General features: G+C 35.0%; 12 protein-coding genes. All 12 read left to right on the top strand.

Annotated features, from left to right (window positions below; genetic code table 11):
• Positions 1-7 precede the first annotated feature (7 nt).
• Positions 8-1486: a RagB/SusD family nutrient uptake outer membrane protein gene (locus tag DMZ43_RS08520; protein WP_131507443.1), complete on the top strand. Its 1479-nt coding sequence runs from the start codon at positions 8-10 to the stop codon at positions 1484-1486.
• Between the two features lie 11 nt (positions 1487-1497).
• Positions 1498-3606 (top strand): PKD domain-containing protein, encoded by a 2109-nt coding sequence (locus tag DMZ43_RS08515; protein ID WP_131507441.1) that lies wholly within the window; start codon positions 1498-1500, stop codon positions 3604-3606.
• An 11-nt stretch (positions 3607-3617) separates the two neighbouring features.
• On the top strand, positions 3618-5249 hold the full coding sequence (locus DMZ43_RS08510) for a glycoside hydrolase family 16 protein (protein WP_131507439.1): 1632 nt from the start codon (positions 3618-3620) through the stop codon (positions 5247-5249).
• Between the two features lie 3 nt (positions 5250-5252).
• Positions 5253-7556, top strand: coding sequence for a beta-glucosidase BglX (gene bglX, locus DMZ43_RS08505; RefSeq protein WP_131507437.1), 2304 nt, complete (start codon positions 5253-5255; stop codon positions 7554-7556).
• Positions 7553-8317 carry a family 16 glycosylhydrolase gene (locus DMZ43_RS08500; protein ID WP_131507435.1) on the top strand — a complete coding sequence of 255 codons (765 nt, stop codon included), beginning with the start codon at positions 7553-7555 and terminating at the stop codon, positions 8315-8317. The genes bglX and DMZ43_RS08500 overlap by 4 nt, the downstream gene beginning before the upstream one ends.
• Before the next feature lie 149 nt (positions 8318-8466).
• Positions 8467-8916: a hypothetical protein gene (locus DMZ43_RS08495; RefSeq protein WP_129760681.1), complete on the top strand. Its 450-nt coding sequence runs from the start codon at positions 8467-8469 to the stop codon at positions 8914-8916.
• A 279-nt stretch (positions 8917-9195) separates the two neighbouring features.
• On the top strand, positions 9196-10500 hold the full coding sequence (locus tag DMZ43_RS08490) for a hypothetical protein (RefSeq protein WP_129760682.1): 1305 nt from the start codon (positions 9196-9198) through the stop codon (positions 10498-10500).
• Positions 10501-10631: 131 nt separating this feature from the next.
• Positions 10632-12095 (top strand): gliding motility-associated C-terminal domain-containing protein, encoded by a 1464-nt coding sequence (locus DMZ43_RS08485; protein ID WP_131507433.1) that lies wholly within the window; start codon positions 10632-10634, stop codon positions 12093-12095.
• Between the two features lies 1 nt (position 12096).
• Entirely contained in the window at positions 12097-14598 is a 2502-nt protein-coding gene (locus DMZ43_RS08480) for a PorP/SprF family type IX secretion system membrane protein (protein WP_131507431.1), read from the top strand.
• A 70-nt stretch (positions 14599-14668) separates the two neighbouring features.
• Positions 14669-22888 (top strand): T9SS type B sorting domain-containing protein, encoded by an 8220-nt coding sequence (locus DMZ43_RS08475; protein WP_131507429.1) that lies wholly within the window; start codon positions 14669-14671, stop codon positions 22886-22888.
• 41 nt (positions 22889-22929) lie between these two features.
• Positions 22930-23901, top strand: coding sequence for a type IX secretion system membrane protein PorP/SprF (locus DMZ43_RS08470; protein ID WP_129760686.1), 972 nt, complete (start codon positions 22930-22932; stop codon positions 23899-23901).
• A gap of 166 nt (positions 23902-24067) precedes the next feature.
• The gene (locus tag DMZ43_RS08465; protein WP_131507426.1) at positions 24068-26797 is read left to right on the top strand and encodes a PQQ-dependent sugar dehydrogenase; all 2730 of its coding nucleotides are present in this window, start codon (positions 24068-24070) and stop codon (positions 26795-26797) included.
• Positions 26798-26841: the final 44 nt, after the last annotated feature.

Below are 26841 nucleotides of genomic sequence, written 5' to 3'. Positions count from 1 at the left end.
GATTAAAATGAAAACATACTTAAGAAAAATTAAAAAACTGTCACTTTTAATCGTTATGGGTTTAGCCATTAATGCTTGTGGTGACGACTATTTAGAAGATGTATCGACATATAACATAGATTCTGAAAACTATTTCAATTCAGAAGACGATTATTACAATGCCTTAATAGCAGTTTACGATATACTTCAATCTACCTATGCTAATGTTATTTTAGGAGAAATAGCTTCTAATAATACTTTATGTGGAGGAGAGAGTGCTACTGACGTTGTTGGGTGGCAACAAATTGACGATATGATTCATACACCTGTAAACAGTAACCTAAGAGATATATGGAACTGGATGTATGCAGGTGTAAATCGTGCAAATTATATTCTAGAATTTCAAGATAAAACCGATTTTGAAGGTAGAGAAACAATAATTGCTGAAGCAAGATTTTTAAGAGCTTATTTCAATTTTGAATTAGTAAAATGGTTTGGTCCCATTCCAATTAAGGAATCAAGATTTCAATTAGGTGATGAAACTACAATACCAAGGTCACCAGTTGAAGATGTCTATGCACTTATTGAAACCGATTTAATCTACGCAGTAAATAATCTTACTTACACTGCACCACAAACAGGAAGAGCAACTAAAGGTTCAGCACAAGCATTATTAGGAAAAGTGTATTTATATCAAGATAAGTTTCCAGAAGCAGCAAATGTATTAGACCTTTTAATTATGGATGGACCGTATGATTTGGTTACCGACTATGATACCATTTTTGAGATGGAAGGCGAAAACGGAATTGAGTCAGTGTTTGAAGTTCAATATACTGATGTTGAAGGAGCAGGATTCGATTGTTTACAGTGTAGCGAAGGTAATGTAGCAGTTGGTTTTAGCGGAGTAAGAAACTATAGTGGCCCACTGTTTACACCTGGATTTAGCTTTAATGTTCCTGTTCAAGAAGCTGTTGACGAGTTTGAAGATAGTGACTTAAGAAAAGACGTTGCAATTTTAGATATCCAAGCATGGGCAGATGAAACAGGAGCTACTTATGGTACAGGTTATGAGCATACAGGCTATTTCAATAGAAAGTATTTACCTAGAACTAGAAGTACTGAAGCAGCAGGAGATTTAAACCTAACAAACCCTAATAATTACAGAGCAATTCGTTTTGCTGATGTGTTATTAATGGCTGCAGAAGCTTTTAACAGAGGAAATATCAATGATACTAAAGCTCAAAATTTCCTTAATAGAGTAAGACAAAGAGCCTTTGGTGATACAGAGCATAATGTTACAGCAACAGGAGACGCTTTAACACAAGCTATTTATCATGAAAGACGCGTAGAATTAATAGGTGAAGGGCATCACTTCTTTGATTTGGTAAGAACAGGAAGAGGTACTGAAATACCAGGATTTACAGCTAATAAGAACGAATTATTTCCTATTCCATTACAAGAGATTCAATTCTCAAACGGAAATTGGGAACAAAACCCAGGATACTAAAATATAAGACTATGAAAATTTTAAAGTACACACTTGGCTTATCGCTCATTGTCCTTACATTATTTGGATGTACTAGTGATGATGATAATACAGATTTTGTCAATCAAATTGAAGCACCAACAAATGTTTCGGCATCTGTAAGAGTAACACAAGACAACACAGGATTAGTTACCATAACACCTTTAGCAGAAGGTGTGACAACCTTTAACATTGGTTTTGGTGATAATTCAGAACCTTCAGGAGTTATCCTACCAGGAGGAAGTGTAGACCATGTTTACGAAGAAGGAACTTACGAAGCAACAATAACTGCTAACGGACTTAATGGCTTATCAACGACTATCACACAACAAATTGTAGTGTCATTTCAAGCTCCAGAGATTTTAGAAGTTATTATAGAAAACGATCCAGCATTATCAAAAACAGTTAACGTAACTGTTACTGCAGATTATGCAATGTTTTATGAAGTTGATTTTGGAGAAGATGATTCAATTGAGCCATCTTCAGCTAATATAGGTGAAACTATTTCTTACACTTACCAAGAAGCCGGTATTTATACCATTACTATTGAAGCAATGGGAGCAGCTATTGAAACAACTACATATTCAGAAGACTTTGAAGTTACAGCTATTTTACAACCATTAGCATCGGCACCAACACCACCTTCAAGAGCTGAAGAAGATGTAATATCAATATTTAGTAGTGTTTATAATGACGTTCCTGATACAAACTATTTCCCAGATTGGGGACAAGGAGGTCAAGGCAGTGGTTGGGCTATGTTTGATTTAGGAGGAGACCAAATGCTACAATATGTAAATTTAAGCTATCAAGGTATTGCCTTAGCCGATGGAACTTCGGTAGACGTTTCTAACATGGAATCTCTTCATTTAGATGTTTGGACTGCTGATGCAGTGACTGATATTGAAGTATCACTAATTAATAACGCATCAGGTACAGTTACTGAAGCTCCAGTAACAGTAGCATTAAATGCTAATAGCTGGACAAGTATTGAAATTCCTATTTCAGATTATATCGATCAAGGATTAACAGTAACTGAGATTTTTCAACTAAAGTTTGTAGGCGAACCATGGGCTGCTGGAACAGTGTTTATTGATAATATTTATTTCTGGAAAACACCATCAGCAACACCAACAGGTGTTTTAGGAACTTGGAAGTTATCTACTGCTCCAGGATCATTAGGAGTTGGTCCAGCACCTGGAGATACTAGCTGGTGGAACTGTGATGCAGCTTGCGTAACTGATAGAGCTTGTTACTTTGACGATGAGTATATTTTTAATGCTGATGGAACTTTTAGTAATGTTCTTGGTGCTGATACTTGGGTTGAAGGTTGGCAAGGTGGAGGAGATGCATGTGGAGCTCCAGTAGCACCTCATGATGGATCTAATCCTGCAACTTTTGTTTACAATGATATAGATGGTACAATAACATTAAATGGAGTAGGAGCTTATATTGGAGTGCCTAAAGCCAATAACTCTGGTGAATTGAGTAATCCAGCTGATGCACCAGCATCTATTACTTATAATGTAGAGCTTTCTAATTTCGACACTGAAATGACAGTATCTATTGAAGCTGGAGCAGGCGTATTCTGGCAATTTCATTTAGTAAAAGAATCAGAGCCAGTATCTCCATTAGCAGGAACATGGCAAGTCGCTCAGGAAGCAGGAGCTTTAGGAGTTGGTCCAGCACCTGGAGATACTAGCTGGTGGAATTGTGATGCTGCTTGTGTAACTGATAGAGCTTGTTACTATGATGACCAATATGTTTTTGGAGCTGATGGATCGTTCAGTAATGTTCTTGGAGCAGATACTTGGGTTGAAGGTTGGCAAGGTGGAGGAGATGCATGTGGAGCTCCAGTAGCTCCTCATGATGGATCTAATCCAGCAACTTATACATATGATGAAGGAGCAGGAACTGTAACACTAAATGGTTTAGGCGCTTTTATAGGAGTGCCTAAAGCAAATAATTCAGGTGAGTTAAGCGATCCAGCAGATGCGCCATCATCAATTACATATAGTGTAACGTTTATTGACAGTAATACAATTAATGTTTCTATTGAAGCTGGAGCTGGAGTTTTCTGGCAGTATAAGCTTGTAAAAATTTAAAAAATAAGACTATGAAGAAATTAAGATATATTTTCGCATCACTTTTGGCAATAGCTTTTGTAGCTACTTCTTGTCAAGATGATGATGCAAGTTTTGGAGATATAGTAGCTCCATCAAATATTGTTGTAACTACCGAAATTGTAGGGCAGGATACCGATAATCCTTATGGTGATGGAAGTGGTGTAGTTAATTTTAAAGCTACAGCAGATAATGCTATCAACTTTAAGTTTGTTTACGGTTCGGTTGCTGCAAACTCACCAATTGGAGAGGTAGCAATGAATTTTTCTAACTTAGGCATTAATACCTATGACATTGTTGTTATAGCTTATGGTGCTGGCGGAACATCAAGTTCTACATTAGTTACTGTAGAAGTTTTAGCAACTTATGCGCCACCTGAAGATTTATTAGAACTGCTAGTAGGTGATGGCTCTAAAACTTGGAGAATGAAATCTGAACAACCAGGACATTTTGGCTTGGGTCCAGTAGGAGGACAAATTCCAGCGGAATGGTATGGAGCTGCAGCTAATGAAAAAGTTGGAGTAGGAATGTATGACGATCGTTTTATATTTAATGCAGATGGAACTTTCACTCATATTACCAATAATACTAATGATGATCCTACAAACGATCCAACAGGAACCATTTTTGGTCGTGATGGTCTTGTAAGTGAATTAGGAAGTGGTACAGGAACAATTAATGGAGCTGATGTTGAAAACTTCCCTTATAATGATTATTCTGAGACTTGGACGCTTATTGCTCCTGGAGGACAAGAAACCTTAAGCTTATCAGGATTAGCATTTATAAGTTATTACTGTGGAGGTAACCATAATTATCAAATTGTAGATCGCTCTGTTCCAAATGAAATTTTATTAAAAACTACTGATGGAAATGGAGAGTTCGATTGGTGGTTCATTATTACTTCAGAAGAAGAAGGAGCAGGACAAGATCCTTTCGAAACGGACTTTGATAATTTAGTTTGGGAAGATGCTTTTGATGTTAATGGAGCTCCTGATGCTACAAAATGGACCTATGATTTAGGTGCTGGTGGCTGGGGAAATGGCGAATCCCAAACTTATACAAACGCATCTGATAACGTTATTGTTGAAGATGGTTTACTAAAAATAACTGCAAAAGCTGATGGTGGAAGTTATACTTCTGCTAGATTAAAAACCGAAAACTTATATGAGTTTACTTATGGTAGAGTTGAAGTAAGAGCAAAACTACCTGCTTCACAAGGGACTTGGCCAGCAATATGGATGTTAGGAGAAGATTACCAAACTAATACATGGCCAGCATGTGGTGAAATAGATATTATGGAACAAACAGGGCAAGACAAAAATGTAGTTCTAGGAACAGTTCATCATCCTGCAGTATCTCCTGGAGCTGGAGATTCTTCTAGTACAAGTGCGCCAACTTCAACAACAGAATTTCATAATTATACTGTTGAGTGGAGAACAGACGAAATTATTTTCTTAGTTGATGATACTGTCTTCCATACTGTAAGTAATAATGCAGGTTTACCTTTCAACAGTGATTTCTTTTTGATTTTAAACGTTGCAATGGGAGGAACTTTAGGAGGAACAATTGATCCTGCATTTACCGAAGATACTATGGAAGTTGATTATGTAAGAGTATACCAGTAAGAAATGAAAAACTATATAAAAACGTATCTGCAGCTCGTCTGTATAGGACTATTATTGGTTTCATGCAACCAAACTGATGAGAAAAAATTGGCAATAAATACTGTCAATACTAATCTTAATACTACCATCGAGTCTAAAGTAGATAGCCTTTTAGCTATAATGACTTTAGAAGAGAAAATTGGGCAAATGAACCAGTACAATGGGTTTTGGGATGTTACTGGTCCAGTGCCTGAAAATGGTGATGCCGCAAAAAAATACGATGATTTAAGAAAAGGGTTAGTAGGGTCAATGCTTAATGTGAGAGGCGTAAAGGATGTGAGAGCTGTTCAAAAAATAGCCGTTGAAGAAACACGTTTAGGTATTCCGTTAATTATTGGGTTTGATGTTATTCATGGTTATAAAACGATTAGCCCTATTCCATTAGCTGAGTCAGCTAGTTGGGATTTAGAAGCCATAAAAAAATCAGCAGAAGTTGCAGCTGAAGAAGCTGCAGCTGCTGGTATAAATTGGACCTTTGCTCCAATGGTCGACATCTCAAGAGATGCACGTTGGGGAAGAGTGATGGAAGGATCTGGAGAGGATACCTATTTATCAAGTAAAATAGCTGTAGCGCGTGTAAAAGGGTTTCAAGGCGAAGACCTTTCAGCTCACAACACTATTGCAGCTTGTGCAAAGCATTTTGCTGGTTATGGTTTTGCCGAATCTGGTAGAGATTATAATACTGTAGATGTTGGTACTTCAACACTTTACAATACTATTTTCCCACCATTTCAAGCAGCAAATGAAGCAGGTGTAAGAACCTTTATGAATTCCTTTAACGAGCTTAATGGTGTGCCTGCTACTGGTAATAAATATTTACAAAGAGAAATTCTTAAACATCAATGGGGTTTTTCAGGTTTTGTAGTATCAGATTGGGGATCAATTGCAGAAATGATTGCACATGGTCATGCTAAAGATGGTACTCATGCTACAGAATTAGCGGTTAATGCAGGTTCTGATATGGATATGGAATCCAACCTTTATGTTAATGAGTTAGTCACTTTAGTAAAAGAAGGTAAAGTAGACGAGCAATTAATCACTGATGCTGCGAGAAGAATTTTAAGAGTAAAATTTGAATTAGGATTGTTTGATGACCCTTATAAGTATTGCAATGAAGAGCGAGAGCAAAGCGTAACAGGTAGTAAGGAAATTCAAGATGCAGTGTTGGATATGGCTAAAAAATCTATAGTGTTATTAAAAAATGAAAACAATGTTTTGCCTTTAAAAAAGGAAGGACAAAAAATAGCAGTTATTGGAGCTTTAGCTAATGATAAAACAAGTCCGTTGGGTAGCTGGAGAATTGGAGCCGATGATGGAACGGCAGTTTCAGTTTTAGAAGGGTTAAAAGCATATTCTGGAAATCAAATTACCTATGCTAAAGGAGCAGATTTGGTATATGGACAGACTGTTTTTGCACGAGAATTAGATATTAATGTATCTGATAAAAGTGGGTTTACTGAAGCTAAACAAGTTGCTAAACAAGCAGATGTTGTTATTATGGTATTAGGAGAGCATGGGTTTCAAAGTGGAGAAGGAAGAAGTAGAGCAGATATTGATTTACCTGGAGTTCAGCAAGAATTACTTGAAGAGGTTTATAAAGTAAATAAAAACATTGTTTTAGTGCTTAATAATGGAAGACCGTTAAGCATTAATTGGGCTGATGAGCATATACCAGCAATTGTTGAAGCGTGGCATTTAGGAACACAAAGTGGTAATGCTATTGCACAAGTGTTGTATGGAGATTATAACCCAAGTGGTAAATTACCAATGACTTTTCCAAGAAGCGTAGGTCAATTACCATTATATTACAACAGTAAAAGTACAGGACGACCAAATATGCCTTCACCAGGCGAGGTATTTTGGTCTCATTATACAGATGTAAGCAATACACCGTTATATCCTTTTGGATATGGTTTGAGCTACACTACGTTTAATTATACCAATTTAAAGGTTAACGTAGTTTCTAACAACACAGTTGAGGTAAGTGTTAAACTGACTAATACTGGTAAGCTAAAAGGTAAAGAAGTAGTGCAATTATATATGCAAGACTTATTTGCAAGTGTTACACGACCAGTAAAAGAGTTAAAGGGTTTTGAATTAGTCGAGCTAAACCCTAACGAGTCAAAAACAATTAACTTTACGTTGTCTAAAAATGAGTTAGGGTTTTATTCCAACGAAGGAAAATTTTTACTTGAACCAGGAGACTTTAAAGTGTATGTTGGAGGAAGTTCAAATACAACATTAGAAGCTAAATTTACGTTAGAATGAGAAATAGTTTTTTAATAGCATTATTGTGTATTGCTTTTACATCTTGTGACAAAGCATCAAAAAAAGAATTAATTTTTGAAGAAGACTTTACAGGAAGTTCATTAAACGAATCATTTTGGAATTACGAATTAGGAGATGGTTGCCCTAACCTCTGTGGTTGGGGCAATAATGAACGACAGACTTATACCAAGCACAATGTTTCAGTAAAAGATGGTTTGTTATATATTAAAGCAACAAAAGATAGTACGCTTTACGAGTCAGGAAGAATTACTACAGCAAAAAAGATTGAATTTCAATACGGAACAGTTGAAGTTAGAGCTAAGTTGCCACAAGGACAAGGTATTTGGCCTGCAATTTGGATGTTAGGCTCTGATATTGGTGACAAAGGTTGGCCAGCATGTGGAGAAATTGATATTATGGAATATGTTGGTAAAGCACCACATGAAGTACACACAACATTACATACTCCTGATAGTTATGGTCAATCTAAAAACACTAAAATTACAACAAACAATAAAATAGAAGAAGGCTTTCATATCTATAAATGTAATTGGACTAAAGATTTTATTGAGTTTTTTATTGATGATACTTTGGTTTACACTTTTAATCCAGAAGTTAAAAACGATAAAACATGGCCTTTTGATAAACCGTTTTATATTATACTAAACATGGCTATTGGAGGTAATTTTGGAGGTCCAGAAGTAGATGATTCAATTTTTCCTCAAGAGTTTATTGTAGATTATGTAAAGGTTTATAAATAAGATGGTTTAATCATAAAATGTCTTCTAAAGCCCTATTTGTTAATTTTTTACAATTTTTTTTTCGTAAATTCCTTAAAAAATCGACAAAACGCTTGTTTTTTTCGTTTAATTACATAAATTTGCGATATTGAACCCCTTAAATCTAAACTATGAAAACTAAATTTACTATACTTATGATGGTTTTTTTCCTAGCTATGAGTAACGGATTTGCTCAAAAAAAGGATGAGGCTCAAAATATTATAAGCGGTAAAGTTTCAATAACTAAGTATCATGATCGTGAAGATTTAGAAAAGATGCAAAAAGGAGAGTTGTTGGATTTGTATACCGAACGTATAGAAGTCATTGTTAACATTCTCCCTAATATTGCTTTTGCAACGAAGCCTGGTATTACAATGACGTCTTTAGGAATTCCAGACACTAAGGATAATAGAAAAGCATTAGAGGATAATAAAAACGCCTCAAAAATTTACTTTGATAGTACAATTGAATTTCAAAAAAAGGTGTTGCCTTATTCAGATAAATCAAATTTAATTGCAGCCATTCTTTTTTATGAACAAACACTAAAATCGCTACATACTTATAACGAATTTAATAACTAAACAATTTGGTATTGTTTTTATAAAAACCTCAACCTAATAAGTTGAGGTTTTTTTATTTGTAATCTTTTATTTTTCTGATAAATAGGAGTTTTCTTGTTAATTAGTATTTCTTCTTCATTAAAAAATAGTCAAATTATCTTAATTTTTGTAGGAATAAACTGTCTTTTATATTAAAAAAATGTATTTTGCCGATATTATTTGTATTTCATAGGAAAAGTTAATATGTTTGGTCTAATAGTATAAAAATGAACCCCAAACCTAATTACAAATTTACCTACTATGAAAAACTCTACTCAAATTTTATGTGTATTACTTTTTGTTGTTGGCAACATTTTTGCCCAACAGGAAAAGGGAATAATAGGAGCAAATAACTGGTTGAATAATTGGACAGAGTTTAAACCAAATCATACTGATTATGGTGAGCCAACACAAATTTTAACCGGAAACATCACAAAAGATACAAAACTTAATAAAAGAGATGTTTACCTTTTATTAGGAAGTGTTTTTGTTACTGATAGTACTACACTTACAATTGAACCAGGTACAGTAATACTTGGAGATTTTGATACTAATGGATCACTTACCATTAGTAAAGGCAGTAAAATTATTGCAGAAGGGACCCAAACCGATCCAATTATTTTCACTTCAAACAGAAGCGTAAAAAAACAAGGAGATTGGGGAGGTGTTTTTGTATTGGGAGATGCACCAATTAATAAGTATGGAAATGGTTCTTCAGTTGAATACGGATTAAGACCTTCATCTTATGAAAATATTAGTTATGGTGGTGACAATACTGAAAGTAATTCAGGTATTTTAAAATATGTAAGAATTGAATTCGCAGGTAAAAGAACTAAAGACTTTGGTTATTTTAACGCACTTACTTTAGCAGGAGTTGGAAACCAAACCATTATTGAAAATGTTATGGTTAGCTATTGCGAAGGAAACTCTTTCAATATTCTTGGAGGTGAAGTAAATTTAAATAAGATGATTTCATATAGAACAAGTAGTAATGACTATGAGTTTAATTATGGAACATTATGTAATATTTCAAATTCTCTAGCAATTAGATCTCCTTATATTTCAGGAGCTGATGGTTCAATATGTATGCACATTGCTTCTTATGATAAAAAAGATGAAGTAGATTTTACTAAACCTGGAACTTTTGTTAATGCTGAAAACTTAACATTAGTAAATATTAGTGATAATTTAGAAGCTGATATAAAAGTTGGTTTGGTAAAAGAAGCACTTTATATCGATCAAGATGCCTCATTGAGAATGAACAAAAGTGTAATTTCTGGGTTTAATCCAGCGGTTATTTTAGATGACAATATCAAAGTAAATAGCGAAAATCTCAAAAAGATAAGATTTAGTGAAATGTATTTCAACAACTGCAACGGAAACATTTTTACTAAAAATAACTCCAATAACGAAGACTTAGAGAATTGGTACGGAAACAGTGTATTTTTTAATGTGTATTCTAAAGGAGACGACTCTGAAACATTTATTGATGCAACAAGCACGAGACGTCCTGATTACAGATTACGTATTAACAAAATTATAGCTTCTAACGCCTACGAAGACTAATAGATAGATTCATGTAATTTTTTAAACACTCTATTCATAATGAATTGCGTGTTCTTTTTGATTAATCAATTAAGAAGCTCTTTTAAGAGTTAACATTGAGAATAAAAAAGGGAATTAAAAAACAGAACTGAATGCAAAAAACTACCATCCTTAAAGCCCTATTTTTCGGAATTTGTTTGTTGGCTTTTCTTTCAACAGAAAAATCAAACGCTCAAATAGTTATTGGTACGCCAAATTTAGGATTCAGTCAAGCATGCGCAAGTGAGTCGTTCAATACGTATAACACAACATTTGTATTTTCACCAGAATCTGCTTTGAGCGCTTCAAACCAATTTATCATTGAAATGTCTGACGCTGATGGAAGCTTTTCAGATCCAACAATTGTATTTACATCAAATGCAGGAGAAGTTACAACTTCACCAGCAACATTAAGCTTTTCTTTACCTGAAACAACTTCAGGTGAAGGTTACAGAATAAGAATTAAAAGTACTGCTCCTGTAGCTACTAGCTCTGGCTCAGCAACTTTTGCAGCTTATTATAAAGCACAGGATAGTCCGTTTACTATTAATAATTTAGTATCTACAGGAGCGTATTGTACTGGAGGTAGTTATTTGTTGACTATTGATAATCCAGGAACAGGTTCAAACGATTCTCCTTTAAACTATCCATCTCTTACATTTAATTGGTATAAAGAAACAGGTCCAACAACTTCAGTATTTGTAGCTCAAGGAAACTCTCTAGAGGTTACTGAAGAAGGAACTTATTTTGTTGAAACTAATTATGGTACTTGTACCTCTAATTCATTTTCAAACAGAGTTACTATTAGTGAGGCAACTTCAGGAGAAGCTAATGCATCAATAGTATCTAGTTTAGGAAATCCGTTTTGTCCAGATCAAGGAATGACAACATTAAGCACTATTGGCGGAAATAGTTACCAATGGTATAAAGATGGAAATATAATTCCAGATGCTACAGAGCAAATGTATCAAACAAACGAATCTGGAGTGTTTTCTGTTCAAGTAGATTTAGGAAGTTGTGAAGCTTCAGGTTCCATAGATTTAGTGAGTGAAAGCTTTACAAGCACTATTGATGTTCCTGAAGAAAATACTATGGAAGAAGGCGAAACCTTATGGGTGAGTTTAACAACAACAGCTATTGACCCAGAATTTCAATGGTATTTCAATAACAATTTAATAACAGGAGCAACCGAAGACTCCTATCAAGCAACAGCTTATGGAGATTATAGAGTTGTTATTTCTCAAACTTCAGGTTGTATTGTGTCTAGCGAATTTCTGTTTTCAATTTCTGCACCAATAGAGCAATTTCCTGATGTAGCAAACATACCTAATCTTATTAGTCCTAATGGAGATGGTGTTAATGATACTTGGGTAATACCACCACAATATGTTAGTGGTACAAATGCCGAAGTTATTATTATGACAAACCAAGGAAAAGTAGTGTTGCAAACTAATGATTACCAAAACAATTGGCCTGAAAATCAATTGGATTTTAAAAGCATAAATCCAGTTTACTATTATATCATCACAATCCCTAATCAGAAACCCAAAAAAGGTTCAATAACAGTAGTAAAATGAAATGAAACTTTTTGTACTAATAATAGCGTTATTTATCTGTTCTACACAGATGTCCTACTCTCAAGAAGATGATGGAGTAGTTGCTCTTGCGCTACCAGTACGAAACTCTTTAAAGTTCAACAGATATGTTATTAATCCAACATTTAGCTTTGTTAGAGAACAAAATAAATACATAAGTTTAACTAATAAAAGAGAATGGGTTCAGTTTGAAGACGCGCCACAAACCTACTTAGTGAGTTTTTCAGGAAGGTTTAAAGAAAATATTGGTATTGGAGTAGGTGTATTTCAACAAAACTACGGAGTACTAACTACTTTTGGTGGACTTGCTAATTTTGCCTATAACGTTAGGCTAAATACTGATAATAACCTAACGTTTGGTCTTAACGTTGGTGCTTATAAAAGTGGAGTTAACGATGGAAATGTCGTTACCAATTTCCCAGACCCTTCGTTAGACAATATTCCTTCAAACTTTATGCTTACCGTTAATCCAGGAATAAACTATGGAACAGCATTTTTAGACTTTGGGTTATCAATAAACAACCTAGTCTTATATAATCTCAATAGTTCTCAACTTATAGAAGATAATCCAGAACAAGCTATTCAAGCACACATGATGTATACAGGTTATATGGATAGTCGTGGTTTTTTTGATGAAAGTAAGTTTACAGGTTTATTGCGTTCAGAATTTAAAAAAGATAAAACAGTTATTTCTGGTGTAGCTATGGTGATGGTACCTAAAGGTATTTGGGCACAAGTTGGTTATAACACTCTGTATGGTGGTTCAGCAGGTTTAGGACTTAATATCACGAATCAAATTTCAATTGAATACAACTTTGAAAAAGCGCTAGGTGATTTAACAGATTTTGGTCCATCACATGAAATTACACTGGCCTACAAATTTAAGAACAACACAAACTATGATTATAGTAGCGAAGATGAAGTAAGTGCTTTAATTTCTCCAACAAGAAAAAGAAAGCCTGTTGTTAAACTATCTAAAGCAGAAGCTACCGAACGTAAATTGAAAGCAGCAGCTGAGGAACAAGCACGACAAGAGGCGGAAGCTAAGGCTAAAGCTGAAGCTGATGCAAAAGCCCAAGCCGAAGCACAACAAAAAGCTGAAGAGGAAGCTAGAGCAAAAGCAGCAGCAGAAGAGAAAGCACGACAAGAAGCAGAAGCTAAGGCCAAAGCAGAGGCTGAGGCAAAAGCTCAAGCCGAAGCACAACAAAAAGCTGAGGAGGAAGCAAGAGCCAAAGCAGCAGCAGAAGAGCAAGCACGACAAGAGGCTGAAGCTAAGGCTAAAGCAGAAGCTGATGCAAAAGCCCAAGCCGAAGCACAACAAAAGGCTGAAGAGGAAGCTAGAGCCAAAGCAGCAGCAGAGGAACAAGCACGACAAGAAGCAGAAGCTAAGGCCAAAGCAGAGGCTGAGGCAAAAGCCCAAGCTGAAGCACAACAAAAAGCTGAGGAAGAAGCAAGAGACAAAGCAGCAGCAGAAGAGCAAGCAAGAGCAAAAGCAGTAGCAGAAGAGCAAGCACGACAAGAAGCAGAAGCTAAGGCAAAAGCTCAGCAGGAATTAGAAGAAAGTCAAGAGGATGAAGTGGTTGATGAAGAGAAAGATACACCGCCAGAAGCAACTGATAATCTTGGTAAGTCTATGAACGAAATATCTGAGTCCACTGAAGCGTCTAAGAAAGAGCAAGAAGCTTTATTAAAGAAGTTTTTAGATGCTATTGATGTAAAAGACCAAGACCTTAAAGACTTAAAAGAGGAAAACGATTTAAGTGAAAAAGGTATTTATATGGAGCCTAAACCATTTAAGAGTATTACTGCTGAAAATGCTGCTCTTGAAGCAATTAGAACAGATTTAGATAATGCGATTAAAACTACAAGTGATAAAATCAACGAATTAGAGTCTTTATACAATCAAAGACAGCAAATAGAAACCGTAGCAATGGATGAAGTGTACTTATACTATCAAAAAGCACTTAAATCTTTAAAAGCCGAACAAGCGGCTGCTATTAAAGCTAAATCTGATTTAGAAAGTAGGTTGGAAGATATAAACTTAGCAACTGACTTTGAAAGAAAACGAAGAATTAAACGCGCACTTTATGATAATGAAGAAGATAGATATGCTCAAGATAAAGCGAGGTTAAATAGTATTAAGCAAAACACACCACTTAGCATAAGTCCAATTCCTGAAGAAGAGTTTGATTTTGGAGAAGAATTAAGTGGCAATATCCAAATTCTTAAGAATGTTCAAAATGTAGAAAATGGATATTATTTAGTAGTTGCAGTACATACTGATGTAGAAAAGAGAGATGATTTCTTAGCTAAAGCAGTAGCTTCAGGTGAGAAGAATATTAATTTCTTCTACGATGTTAAGACAAGTAAGTATTACATCTATTACGAAAGTTTTGAAAGCATTCAAGCTGCAAATGCAGCACTGGAAGCTAAAGAAAGTAAACCATATAAAGCAAAAGCATCACTCTTGAAAATAGAAAACTAATAAAATAATAGGCCAATTCTAGGTTCAATTATGCCCCTTTTTGAACTCAGAATTAAAAAAATTGAATACCATGAAAAAACCTACTTTTTCTAAACTAGCAACCTTAGTTTCATTATTGTTTTTAGGCCTACAATGTTATGCCCAAAACTACGAGCCTTTTACACCAAGATTCAATGAAGATTTAAAAGGTGATATTGTGCTTATAGGTAACAATATTCTTGGACCAAATAATAATGCGTTTAATAATAACTCGGTGTATAACCACAATGTTAATATGACTTATATTGATATTGATGGAGACCCAACAACGTTTTCTTCTTCGAGTGCTGATTTAGAAATTCCTAACCCAAACTGTTACCAAATTATTTATGCTGGTTTATATTGGGGAGCAGTAAATCCTGGTGACGAACCAATTACAAATGTTAAGCTAAGAGGTCCTGTTGGAGGTTATAATGATATTACTGGTACAGTAATTTATGATGCAAATGGTAGTTCGGTTGATGGAGGAGACAGCTTTTCTTATGCTTGTTTTGCTGATGTAACCAGTATTGTAACAAGTTTTGGAACTGGTGTCGATTTGGGAACTTATACTGTAGCAAATGTGTCATCAGCTGAGGGAGAATCGTCTGATTATAGTCCATATAATGGAACCGGAGAATCTGCTGGATGGTCACTTTTTGTTGTGTATGAAGACCCAACACTACCTGGTAAATCAATTACCAGTTTTGACGGTTTTAGTGCAATTAGTGTTGCAGGAGGTAATCCAAATCTTGATATTCCTGTTAGTGGATTTAGAACTATTCCAGCACCTGCTCCTGTAAGAGCAAATTTTGCTTTTGCAACTTTAGAAGGAGATAAGCCTATTTTAGGAGACCGTTTGTTACTTAATGGTGTGCCATTATCTACTGCAGATAGACCAGTAGGTAACTTTTTTAATAGTTCTGTAACGCAACTAGATGCAACACCTGTAAATAATAGAGTTCCTAATAGTACCAATACATTAGGATTTGACACAGGTGTAATGACTGTTCCTAATCCTGGAAATACAGTAATTGCTAACGATGCTACATCTGCAGTAATTAGGTTAGAAACAAGTGGTGATACTTATTTTCCTTACTTTTTCGCATTTGCAGTAGAAATTATTGAGCCACATATTGTACTTACAAAAATTGTAGAGGACAATTCAGGAAACAACATTGGAGGACAAACTGTTGGTTTAGGAGCGTCCTTAAATTATGTTATCGGTTTTCAAAATACAGGAAATGATAATGCTACAAATTTTCAAATAAGAGATATTCTTCCGGTAAATATTATTTTCAATTACCCAGAGGATTTGGTTTTACCTCCAGGAGTTACAGTTGTAAGTTACGATCCTACTACTCGAGAAATTATATTTGATATTGAAGACTATCTAGTTGAAGAAAATGATCCAGTTTACGAAATTAGAATTGAAGTTCAAGTTGTAGATACTTGTAATGAGTTGGCTGATGCGTGTTCAAACATTGTAAGTAATCAAGCTTTTGCGTCTTACAGTGGGTTTTTTAACCCTAATTTCACAATTACAGATGACCCAAGTTTAAGTAGTAATACAGGATGTTTAATCACTCCTCAAGCCACAAATTTTTTAGCAGATTTAGATTGTACGTTTACACAAAACATAGTGTTATGTGGTGATAGTGTTGAACTTACTGCAGCTGATGGTTATGATTCGTACTCTTGGTCAACAAGTCCAACAGGAACTCCTGTAATAGGCACTACACAAACCATTACTGTTACAAACACAGGTACGTATTATTCTTTTAATACTGCATTAGCACCTTGTCAATCTATTGAGCAAGAATATGTTGTTGGGCTTTATGGAGGTAATAACTTAACAAACCCTGTTATTCCTTATGCTGATGAGGTGGTGACTTGTCCAAACGATGGAAAATTATTACCAAATATATTTTTATGTGGAGCAAATGATTTTAGAGAAATTGAAACTGATATTGCTGGAGCCACTTCAATAATTTGGGAACAATTAGATGAATCGAGTTGTGCTCCTGTAACTGATGACGATTGCGCTAACGAAAACGATGCTTGTACTTGGAATCAAGTAGCAACAGGTTCAGACTTTACAGCAAACACAGCAGGTCAATTTAGGTTAACTATTAATTATGAAGGTGGTTGTTTTGTGCAATTTTATTTCAATGTATATCAAAATCTTTTAAGCCCTTCGGTAATTGCGACTGATATTATTTGTACAACACCAGGAAGTATTACGGTTTTAGATGTGCCAAATGGTTATGAGTATAGTTTAGATGATGTAAATTATCAAACAAGCAATGTGTTTTCAGTAACAACTCCTGGACTTTATACTGTATATATAAGACAAATTGGAGTATCGACAAATCCATGTGTGTTTACTGTGCCAGATGTTCAAATTTTAGAACGTGATTTTACAGTTTCAACTTTAGTAACACAACCTTTGTGTCATGGTGATTTAGGAAGTGTACACTTAGCTGCTAATGATGTTGATCCTCAATACTTCTTTTCAATATATAATGGAGGAACATTAGTAAATAGTGTAGGTCCTATTACCGAAAACAACTATACGTTTGCAAATTTAAACCCAGGAATCTACACGGTTAATATTGAAACTGAAGATGGTTGTTTTCATACTGAAGATATAGAAATTATCGAGCCACCATTATTAACTGTTACTGCAGCAGTAACCGTACCTTTAACATGTAGTGATGGAGAAATAACTATTTATCCAGAAGGTGGAACAGCTCCATATTTTTATTTTATAAATAGTATAACAGATTTCCAAACTGTACCTGAATTTGTAGTGACTTCACCAGGAGTTTATGATATTTTAGTAATAGATTCTAACAACTGTTCAGCAGAAACAACTATTACTGTAGATGCTATTCCTGCTCCAGATTTTACCATTGCAACAACAGATATTTCTTGCTCAGGTTCGTCAAATGGAACAATTACCATAAATGTGACCAATACTAATGGTAACAGTTTACAATACAGTATTGATGGTGGAACGACTTTTTCTAACTCTTCAGTATTTTCAGGACTTTCAGAAGGAGATTATGATGTAGTTGTTCAATATACGGTAGGAACTTCGGTTTGTTTAACTGATCCTCAAACGGTAACAATTACTTCAGCAGACGCTATTGATGGTACAGCAGAATTATCAGCATCTTATACCTGTACAACAAACGGAACAATTACAGTTACAGGAGTTACAGGCGGAACACCACCTTATACTTATAGTATTGATGGTGTTAATTTTCAGTCAGGTAATACTTTTAGTGGATTAACTAGTGGAACGTATACTGTAACTATTCAAGATGCAAGTGGATGTACTTTTATTACTAATACAATTACAATTGACGCGTTGAATCCTCCAACAGATTTAACCTTTAGTCATACACCATTAACTTGTCCAACAAATGAATCAACTGTTACTATTTCAAGTGTAACAGGTGGAACAGGAACTTTAGAATATCAAATTACTGCTCCAGCTTCTTATGCAACATCTTACCAAACGTCAAATGTATTTTCAGGTTTAGCTCCAGGAACATATACATTTCAAGTAAGAGACGAAAATGACTGTGAATATTCAGAATCTTATACTATAGATCCTTTACCTGTAGTTTCGGTAAATACAGTTTTAGTTGAAGGTCTTGATTGTACAGCAACACCTGATGCTGTAATTGAAGGGACAATATCAAGTGGAGTAGCTCCATTTACTTATGCAGTATCTATTGATGGTGGAGCGTTTAGTGATTTAGGAGCAACAGGAACAACATTTACATATACAACTGCAACTCCAGGAACTTATCAATTTGAAATTACTGATGCTAATGGATGTACAGCTCAATCTGTAATTCATACTGTAGCACCAATTGTTCCTCCTGCAATAAGTGCTGTGGTTCAAACTCAGTCTATTTTATGTCATGGAGATACTAATGGAGCAATTGATATTACAATTGATCCTTCAGTAGGAACGCCTCCTTTTACAATAAATGTATTTAATGATACAACAGCTACAGATTATGGTACGCAAACTTCAGGATTAGAAGCAGGAACTTACACTATTACTATTACTGATGCTAATTCTTGTACAGGCACTGAAACCATTACTATAAATGAGCCTGATGCAATTGTAGTAGATTATCATACCATTGATATTACGTGTACAGCAGGAGGAGTGTCTCAAGGTTCTATTATTATTGATAGCGTTGTAGGTGGTACAGCTCCTTACAATTATTTTGTAACAGGAACTAATGGTTATTCAAATTCTGAATTGAATGCTACTGGATCAACTTCGGTAAGTTTTGATGTGGTTGATTTTGGTTTATATGAAATTAATGTAGTCGATGCTAATGGTTGTTCGGTTTTACATCAAGATGTATTAGTAGCGTCTCCACCTACAGATTTAGATATTGTAATTAGTACTTCGGTAGATTGTGCATTAGGAGGAGAAGCAGTAGTAAGTATTGGTTCTAGTTTACCAAGTCTTGGTCCATTCTTTTTCAGTATTTACCAAGGACCTACTTCGGTATATCCTAATCCTGCAGGAACGTGGATTCCTGAAGATTCACCAGGAAGTCAATCAGCTACATTTACTGGATTAACACCTGGAGTTACCTATACTTTTATTGTATATGATGCCTCTACTATGTGTAGTTATTATGAACCTGCAACAGCACCTATACCTACAAATTCAACCTTGTCAATAAGTGCTGAGAGTTTTAATAATATAACTTGTACAGGAAGTGACGATGGTAATGTATCGTTTACTGTAAACAGTATTTATGGGACTGATGTAGCAGTAGATTATACAATATATGATGCCTTATCACAACAAAATACAGGAATAACAGGTTCTGGAACAGTTACAGCAGGAGGTTCGCTAAATGTTACAAACTTAGGGCCTTTACCATTTGGAAACTACTATGTGTTAATTACTGAAACTTCAGGAGTCAATGCAGGCTGTAGTGTGGTAACTGCTCCTTTTAATATTACTGAATCTGCAATTCCATTAAGTTTAACTACTTCAGTAGATCAAAACGCTAACTGTAACCCAAGTTCAGGTGTTATTAGTGCTATTGGTCATGACGGAACAGCGCCTTATCAATATCAAATTACAACAACAGCAACTGCTCCAGCTGCTAACGATTCTTCATGGAGTTCAGTAAGTACATTTAATATGGATGCAGGAAGTTACTATGTACATGTTATTGATGCTTATGGTTGTGTAGTAACAAGTCCTGTTGTTGTGTTACCTATGGATTCTTCTCCTGTAATTACAGCAACATTAAGTGATCAATGTACAACAGAAGAAGGTAATTTTGAAATAGAAGTAGCACTAACAACTGCAGGAATTGCTCCTTATAGTTATAGTATTAATGGAGGTGCATTTCAAACACTAACAGCTCCATTTACAATTTCAAATTTATACTCAGGAACACATACTGTTGAAATAAACGATGTCAATGGTTGTGGAAACTTAGTTTCAGTAACAATTGAGCCACCTTTAGGATTAACGCCAACAGTAAATACGGTTCCTACCTGTAATAATGATGATGGTGAAATTACAATGTCAGTATCAGGAGGATCAGGTTCTTATACCTATTCCATAAGTCCTAATCCTGCTTCTGCGAGTATTGCTGGAGATGTAATTTCAGGACTCCCTTTTGGAGTTTATACAGTAACAGTAACTGATACAGTTACCTCTTGTACTGAAGAAGTTACAGTATCGTTACCTGAAGCAATAGCACCTACATTTACAACAACGCCAACTGCTGTAACCTGTTTTGGAGATACTTCAGGAAGTTTTGATATTAATGTTAATGGATATTCAGGAACATATACTTATGAAGTGTTTGATAGCATTGGAACTTCAGTAACTGGAGCAGTTAATGCTAATACAGCTACAAACCCATTAACTGTCACAGGAATGACTGCAGGAACTTTCACTGTTGTTATCACAGAAACTGAAAGTCCGTTTTGTAGTGCAACTGAGAGTGTGATTATTTCTTCACCTTCAGAAGCGTTAACACTAACAGTTTCAGAAACCTCAAATGTAACTTGTGATGATAACCTAGGTACTATTACTGCTATCGCTACTGGTGGATGGGGAAGTTATGAGTATGAACTAACAGGAGCAGCAACAGTTGCCTATTCTCCAAACGGAATGTTTGAAAATCTTTCTGCAGGTACGTATACAGTAAATGTAATGGATGCTGGAGGTTGTATAGCTTCTGAAACTATTACACTAGAAGTACCAACACCTATTAATGCAACGTTTACGCCAAGTACAACAGTACTGTCTTGTTTTGGAGATCAAAACGCTACAATTACAGTAACAAATGTTACTGGTGGTCAAGGAAGTAATTACACATATACTTTAAACACTATTTTACCAACTCCAAGCTCATCAGGACCGCAAACGTCTAATGTGTTTTCAAATTTAGGAGCTGGTACATATTCAATAGTTATAAACGATGGATATAATTGTGAAATGACTTCGCTAGATATAGTAATTGATGAACCAACACCTATACAAGCTAGTTTGGTGACAGCTAGTACTCAAACTTGTTTAATAGAGTCAACATTAACATTAAGTGCTACAGGAGGAACAGGAACATACAGCTACAGTAACGATAGTACTTTTACCACAATATTAGGAACGTTTACAACCTCTACAACATTTTCAGTTCCAGTAGGAACATATCAATATTATGTTATGGACGCTAATGGTTGTGTAGCTAATGTGTCTAATGAAATTACAATTGACCCTCTTCTAGATTTAGAGATTGATTTATATTCTACCAATCCAACTATAAATTGTGCTGGAGATAACACAGGTAATATTTTTGCCACTGCTCAAGGAGGTCTAGGAAACTATGTATACACGTTACAAGATACTTCTGGTAACCCAATTTCTGCAACTCAAAATACACCAGGAGTGTTTACCGAACTTGTTGCTGGAACATATGTAGTTAGTGTTGAAAGTGGTGATTGTAGTACAGTTTCTGCACCAATAACAATTACAGAACCATCTCAAATGTTAGACGCGACGTTTACAGTGACCGATGTAACATGTACAGGAGCAAATGATGGTGTTTTAGAAATAACAGCAACAGGAGGAACAGGAGTTATCATGTATGCGATTTCGCCTCAACTTAATCAGTTTTTTGAAACGAATATTTTTGATGATTTAGCTCCTGGAACTTATGATGTTATTGTGCAAGATGAATTAGGTTGTTATTTAACTTACAATTTCACCATTGAAGAGCCAATACCTGTAATTATTAGTATTGTTCCAGATTCTATGTTCCCTGAACTATGTGAAGGTGATGCTAATGGAGAATTCAGTATTGAAATTTCAGGTGGTACAGCGCCTTACAGTGTGAGCTTAGATGATTATGATGGTCCATACACTACAGGAACAGCAACTCAAACAGAATTTGATTTTACTGATTTAAATGGAGGCGACCATATTGTTTTTGTAAGAGATAGTCAAGGTTGCGAATCTGAATGGAATATTACTTTCCCTGAAGCTATAAGTTTTGAACCAGCAGTAGAAGTTGAATATGCGTGTGTAGACAATGCGTCTTCAAATAGTGTTATTGTTACAGTTACAGGAGATGTTGATCCTGCTGATTTGGACTATTCATTAAACAACGGACCATACCAAACAAGTAACATCTTTGTAGATGTACCTTCAGGAGTTGGTAATTATGTAGATGTAAGACACACTAATGGATGTATTCAAACTACTGAACTTTTCGATATTGAAAGCTATGAGCCATTAACTCTGGTTTTAAATCAAGGAGAAATAAATGAAATAATAGCTGTGGCTTCTGGAGGGACAGGAGATTATCAATTCTCACTTAATGATGAAGATTATGGTGATGTTAATACGTTTATCATTATGGAAACTGGTGAATACACAGTAGTTGTAACTGATAGTAGTGGATGTACTGCAACGGCTACTATAGTAATGGAGTATATAGATATATGTATTCCAAATTACTTTACACCAAATGGAGATGGAGTTACCGATTATTGGGCTCCAGGATGTACTCAAAATTATCCTAATCTAGAGTTCGACATTTTTGATCGCTATGGTCGTAAAGTAGGTACCTATAGACAAGGACAATATTGGGATGGTAGATATAATAATACCGAGTTACCAACAGGAGACTATTGGTATGTGGTTAGGTTAAATAGTTCAGTAGATGATAGAGATTTTGTAGGACACTTTACACTTTACAGATAATGGCTAAGGTCTAAATGGTCTTTTAATAAAAAAGAAACTTCATGAAAAAAATTATAAAATACATTCTGTTTTTAGTAGTCATAAATGGTTATGGCCAAGAGTTGAATTTGCCAGTTTGGACACAGTATTTAGCCGACAATAGTTTTGTTATCTCACCAACCTATGCAGGAATTGGAGATAACTTTAGAATTAGAGCCAACGGATTAACACAATGGGTTGGTATTAAAGATGCTCCAGATAATCAAGCACTTTATGCCGATTTTAGAATTGCTGATCGTTCAGGAGTTGGTTTGTCGTTATACAATGATAAAAACGGAAATACACGTCAAAAAGGAGTTAAATTCTCTTTTGCGCATCACCTTATTTTAGATTATAAATCTAAGCAATACCTGTCATTTGGTGTTTCTTATAATATTAATAGCTTTAGAATTGATATTGAAAATTTTGAACCTACTTACGAAATTCCTATTGTAGATCCAAGTATCACTGATGATAGAGCAATTAATAACAATAACTTTGATATTGGAGCTTTATATAGATATAAAGGATTTTATTTTAGCTTAAATGCTAACAATATTCTTGAAAAAGAAATTGATGATTTTGTTGGAATAGAACCAAGTTTACTTTTAAACTTTCAATTATATTCAGGTTTAATCATTCAGAGTAAGCAAAATAAAAGAGTAGAGTTTGAACCGTCTGTTTACTATCAACTATTCAATAGTGATAAGCGTTCAAGTACTGATATTAACTTCAAATACCGAAAGTATAATAGAAATGAAGATTATTATTGGGTTGGAGCATCCTATAGGTTTCTTAACGACCAGTTTTTTAAACCTTTAAATATTGGTCCTATGGCAGGTATCATGAAGTCAAAGTTTTATTTTGCGTATTCCTATCAGTTTACAATTAATGATTTGGCTGGTTATAATTCAGGGACACACAGTATAACTGTTGGGTTTGATTTTCTACAAGGAATTAGTAACTGTCCATGTGCACAAAACCCTGTACATTAACGTTAGGTGTTATGTGTTGTAAATTAGTGAATTATTGTTAAAATGTGGTTGTTTAAAGCCTATTTAAACGACTTATCGAGATTATTTATTTTCCTTAATTTTTTATCCCTACATTTGGATTAAGATTAATAGCAAATCATTTTATTTTAACTTAAAGTCACTAGACATGTTTTGCTATTATATTAAGTCTTATTCTAAGACTATTCCGTTTTTAAGCTTCTTTTTCTTACTTGTTAGCTTTTCATTTTCGCAAACGCCTATTTTTTCACCAGCCATGACAGTTACAGAATTAGGCTCTGTAAATTCTCCAGCAAATGAAACTGTAGAAAATATTATTGATGGTTCAACATCCACTAAGTTTTTAGATTTTAATTATGCCGATGGTATGGGCTTTACAGTTGATTTAGGTGCAAACCCAAAAGCTGCATCATCAATATCGATTACTACTGCAAACGATTCTCCTAATAGAGATCCTCAAAATTATACTGTTTCAGGTTCAAATAATGGAACTGACTTTACACAAATCGCTTCAGGATCCATTCCTTGTGTAGGAACTAGATTTCATCAAAGAACATTTAATTTTACAAATTCAACATACTATCAATACTATAGAATAAATTTCACTACACAATGTGGTTCTGATAATAGTATTCAATTATCAGAAGTACAATTGTATTCAAATACACCAACACCTACTTACTATCACGAGACAGTGCAAACAGGCTACAATACCATTATGGGAGTAGTGTTTAATAATGATGGTACTAAAATGTTTGTTTGGGAAAAAAGAGGGCATGTTTATGTGTCTAACTGGAATGGTTCTACTTATGTAAAACAAGCAACCCCAGTTTTAGACATTTCAGATGAAGTAGGAGATTGGAGAGATTTTGGATTTCAAAGTTTTTGCTTGGATCCAGATTTTGATACTAATGGATTAGTGTATATGTATTATATGGTAGACAGAGAGCATCTTATGAATTTCGGAACTCCAAGTTACGATCCAAACGATAATGATTATTATGAAGCCACTATAAGCCGATTAACACGCTATCAATTAAATATAGGAAGTAACCCATTAACAACTGATTATACATCAAGAACTGTGCTTTTAGGTGAATCGGTTTCTACTGGAGTACCATTAACACATGAGTCGCATGCTGGAGGGACAGTTATTTTTGCTGATGATGGAACTTTATTAGTGTCAACAGGAGATAATGCAAGTTACTCAAATACTGATGTTGGAAGTGCTAGCGAAACATATTATCAGCAAGCTATAAATGATGGTATTATGCGTCCAGAAGAAAATGTTGGAGCTTTCAGAAGTCAAATGATTACTTCACTTTGCGGAAAAGTATTACGTTTAGATCCTGCTACAGGAGATGGAGTGCCTTCTAACCCTCATTTTAATGCTTCAAATCCTAGAGCACCAGAATCTAGAATGTGGGCAATGGGGTTACGTCATCCATTTAGAATGTCACTTTTACCAGGAAGCGGAAGCACTAATTCTGCTGATGGTAATCCTGGAACCATATTTGTTGCTGATGTTGGTTGGAACACATGGGAAGAGTTACACATTTTTGATAAAGGAGGCTTAAATGGTGGTTGGCCTTTGTATGAAGGACAAACACAACTTAATAGTTATTATAATAGTGGAGCTACAAATCCTGATGAAGGTAATGCTCTTTTTGTAAGTAACTGCCCTCAACCAACCAATTGGACTGATAACGCTGATCCAGCAATGAGACGTTTTGTACATGACAGACCAGAAGTAGTTTGGAGACATGGTAGTACAAATGATGCACGTGTGCCATGGTTTAATGGAACAACTCCAACTGATCCTAGAGTAGGGACTACAGGAGCTCCTACAACTGGAGTTCAGTTTAGAGGAAATACTGCCATAACAGGTGTTTATATTCAAGGAGACGTACTTGGGAGTTCTATGAATGGTAAGTTTTTGTTCACGGACTATGTAAGAAACTGGATTAACACTGCAACATTAACTGATGGCTCCCAAAACTGGATAAGCGATATTTCAGAATTAGCACCATTAAATACAGGTTTAGGAATTGTACATATGTATCAAAACCCTTTAGATGGTTTTGTGTATTATGTTAATATTTACATAGGAGAGTTGCGTAGAATTACATTTGTTGCACCTCAATGGACAAATGAACCAACTGATATGACACTTGCCTGCGATGGAACTTCAGATCCTGGAGACGCATTTGCGACTTGGCTTAGTAGTTTTTCTGGTACAGTGTCTTGTGGAGCTGCAACTATAACTCATAATAGTACAAGCTTAAGTGACTTATGTGGAGCAACAGGTTCAGAAACTGTTACATTTACATTGTCTGATGAATGTGGAAATAGCATAACTAAAGACGCGACTTTTACTATTGAAGATAACACAAACCCTCAATGGGATTCGACACCAGCTAATGTTACTGTAGAATGTTCAGCTAGTGCTAATGCTGATTTTCAATCTTGGTTAGCTAGTTTTTCTGGAACCGACAACTGTAGTAGCGCAACTGTGACTCATGATAGTGATGGCACACTTGGTTGTAATGCATCTGAAACTGTAACATTTACTTTGTCTGATGATTGCGGAAACTCGGTTAATGTCCAAGCAACGTATACAATTGAAGAGACCTTAGCAATTAATCCTGCAGCGCAGGAGCAAGTTGTAATGTATCCAAATCCTACAGACGGAAAACTGTTTTTTAAAGGACTGAAGGCTAATGGCAAAATTGAAATATATAACTTAACAGGTCAGTCTGTATTTGAGTCTGAAATAGCTAATAATGTTCCAATACAATTAGAACTTCCTCTTGGTCTTTACTTAGTTAAGATAAAAACTGAAAACTCTACTAGTGTTAAAAAACTAGTGATAGAATAAAACAAAACTATTAGTACATATTCATCATTTCGCTTTTGTAACAT

The organism is Meridianimaribacter sp. CL38, assembly GCF_004328055.1.
Classification (GTDB): Bacteria; Bacteroidota; Bacteroidia; order Flavobacteriales; family Flavobacteriaceae; genus Gaetbulibacter_B; species Gaetbulibacter_B jejuensis.
Note: the sequence above shows the minus strand (reverse complement) of the source record. Positions and strands in the feature narration are given on the sequence as shown.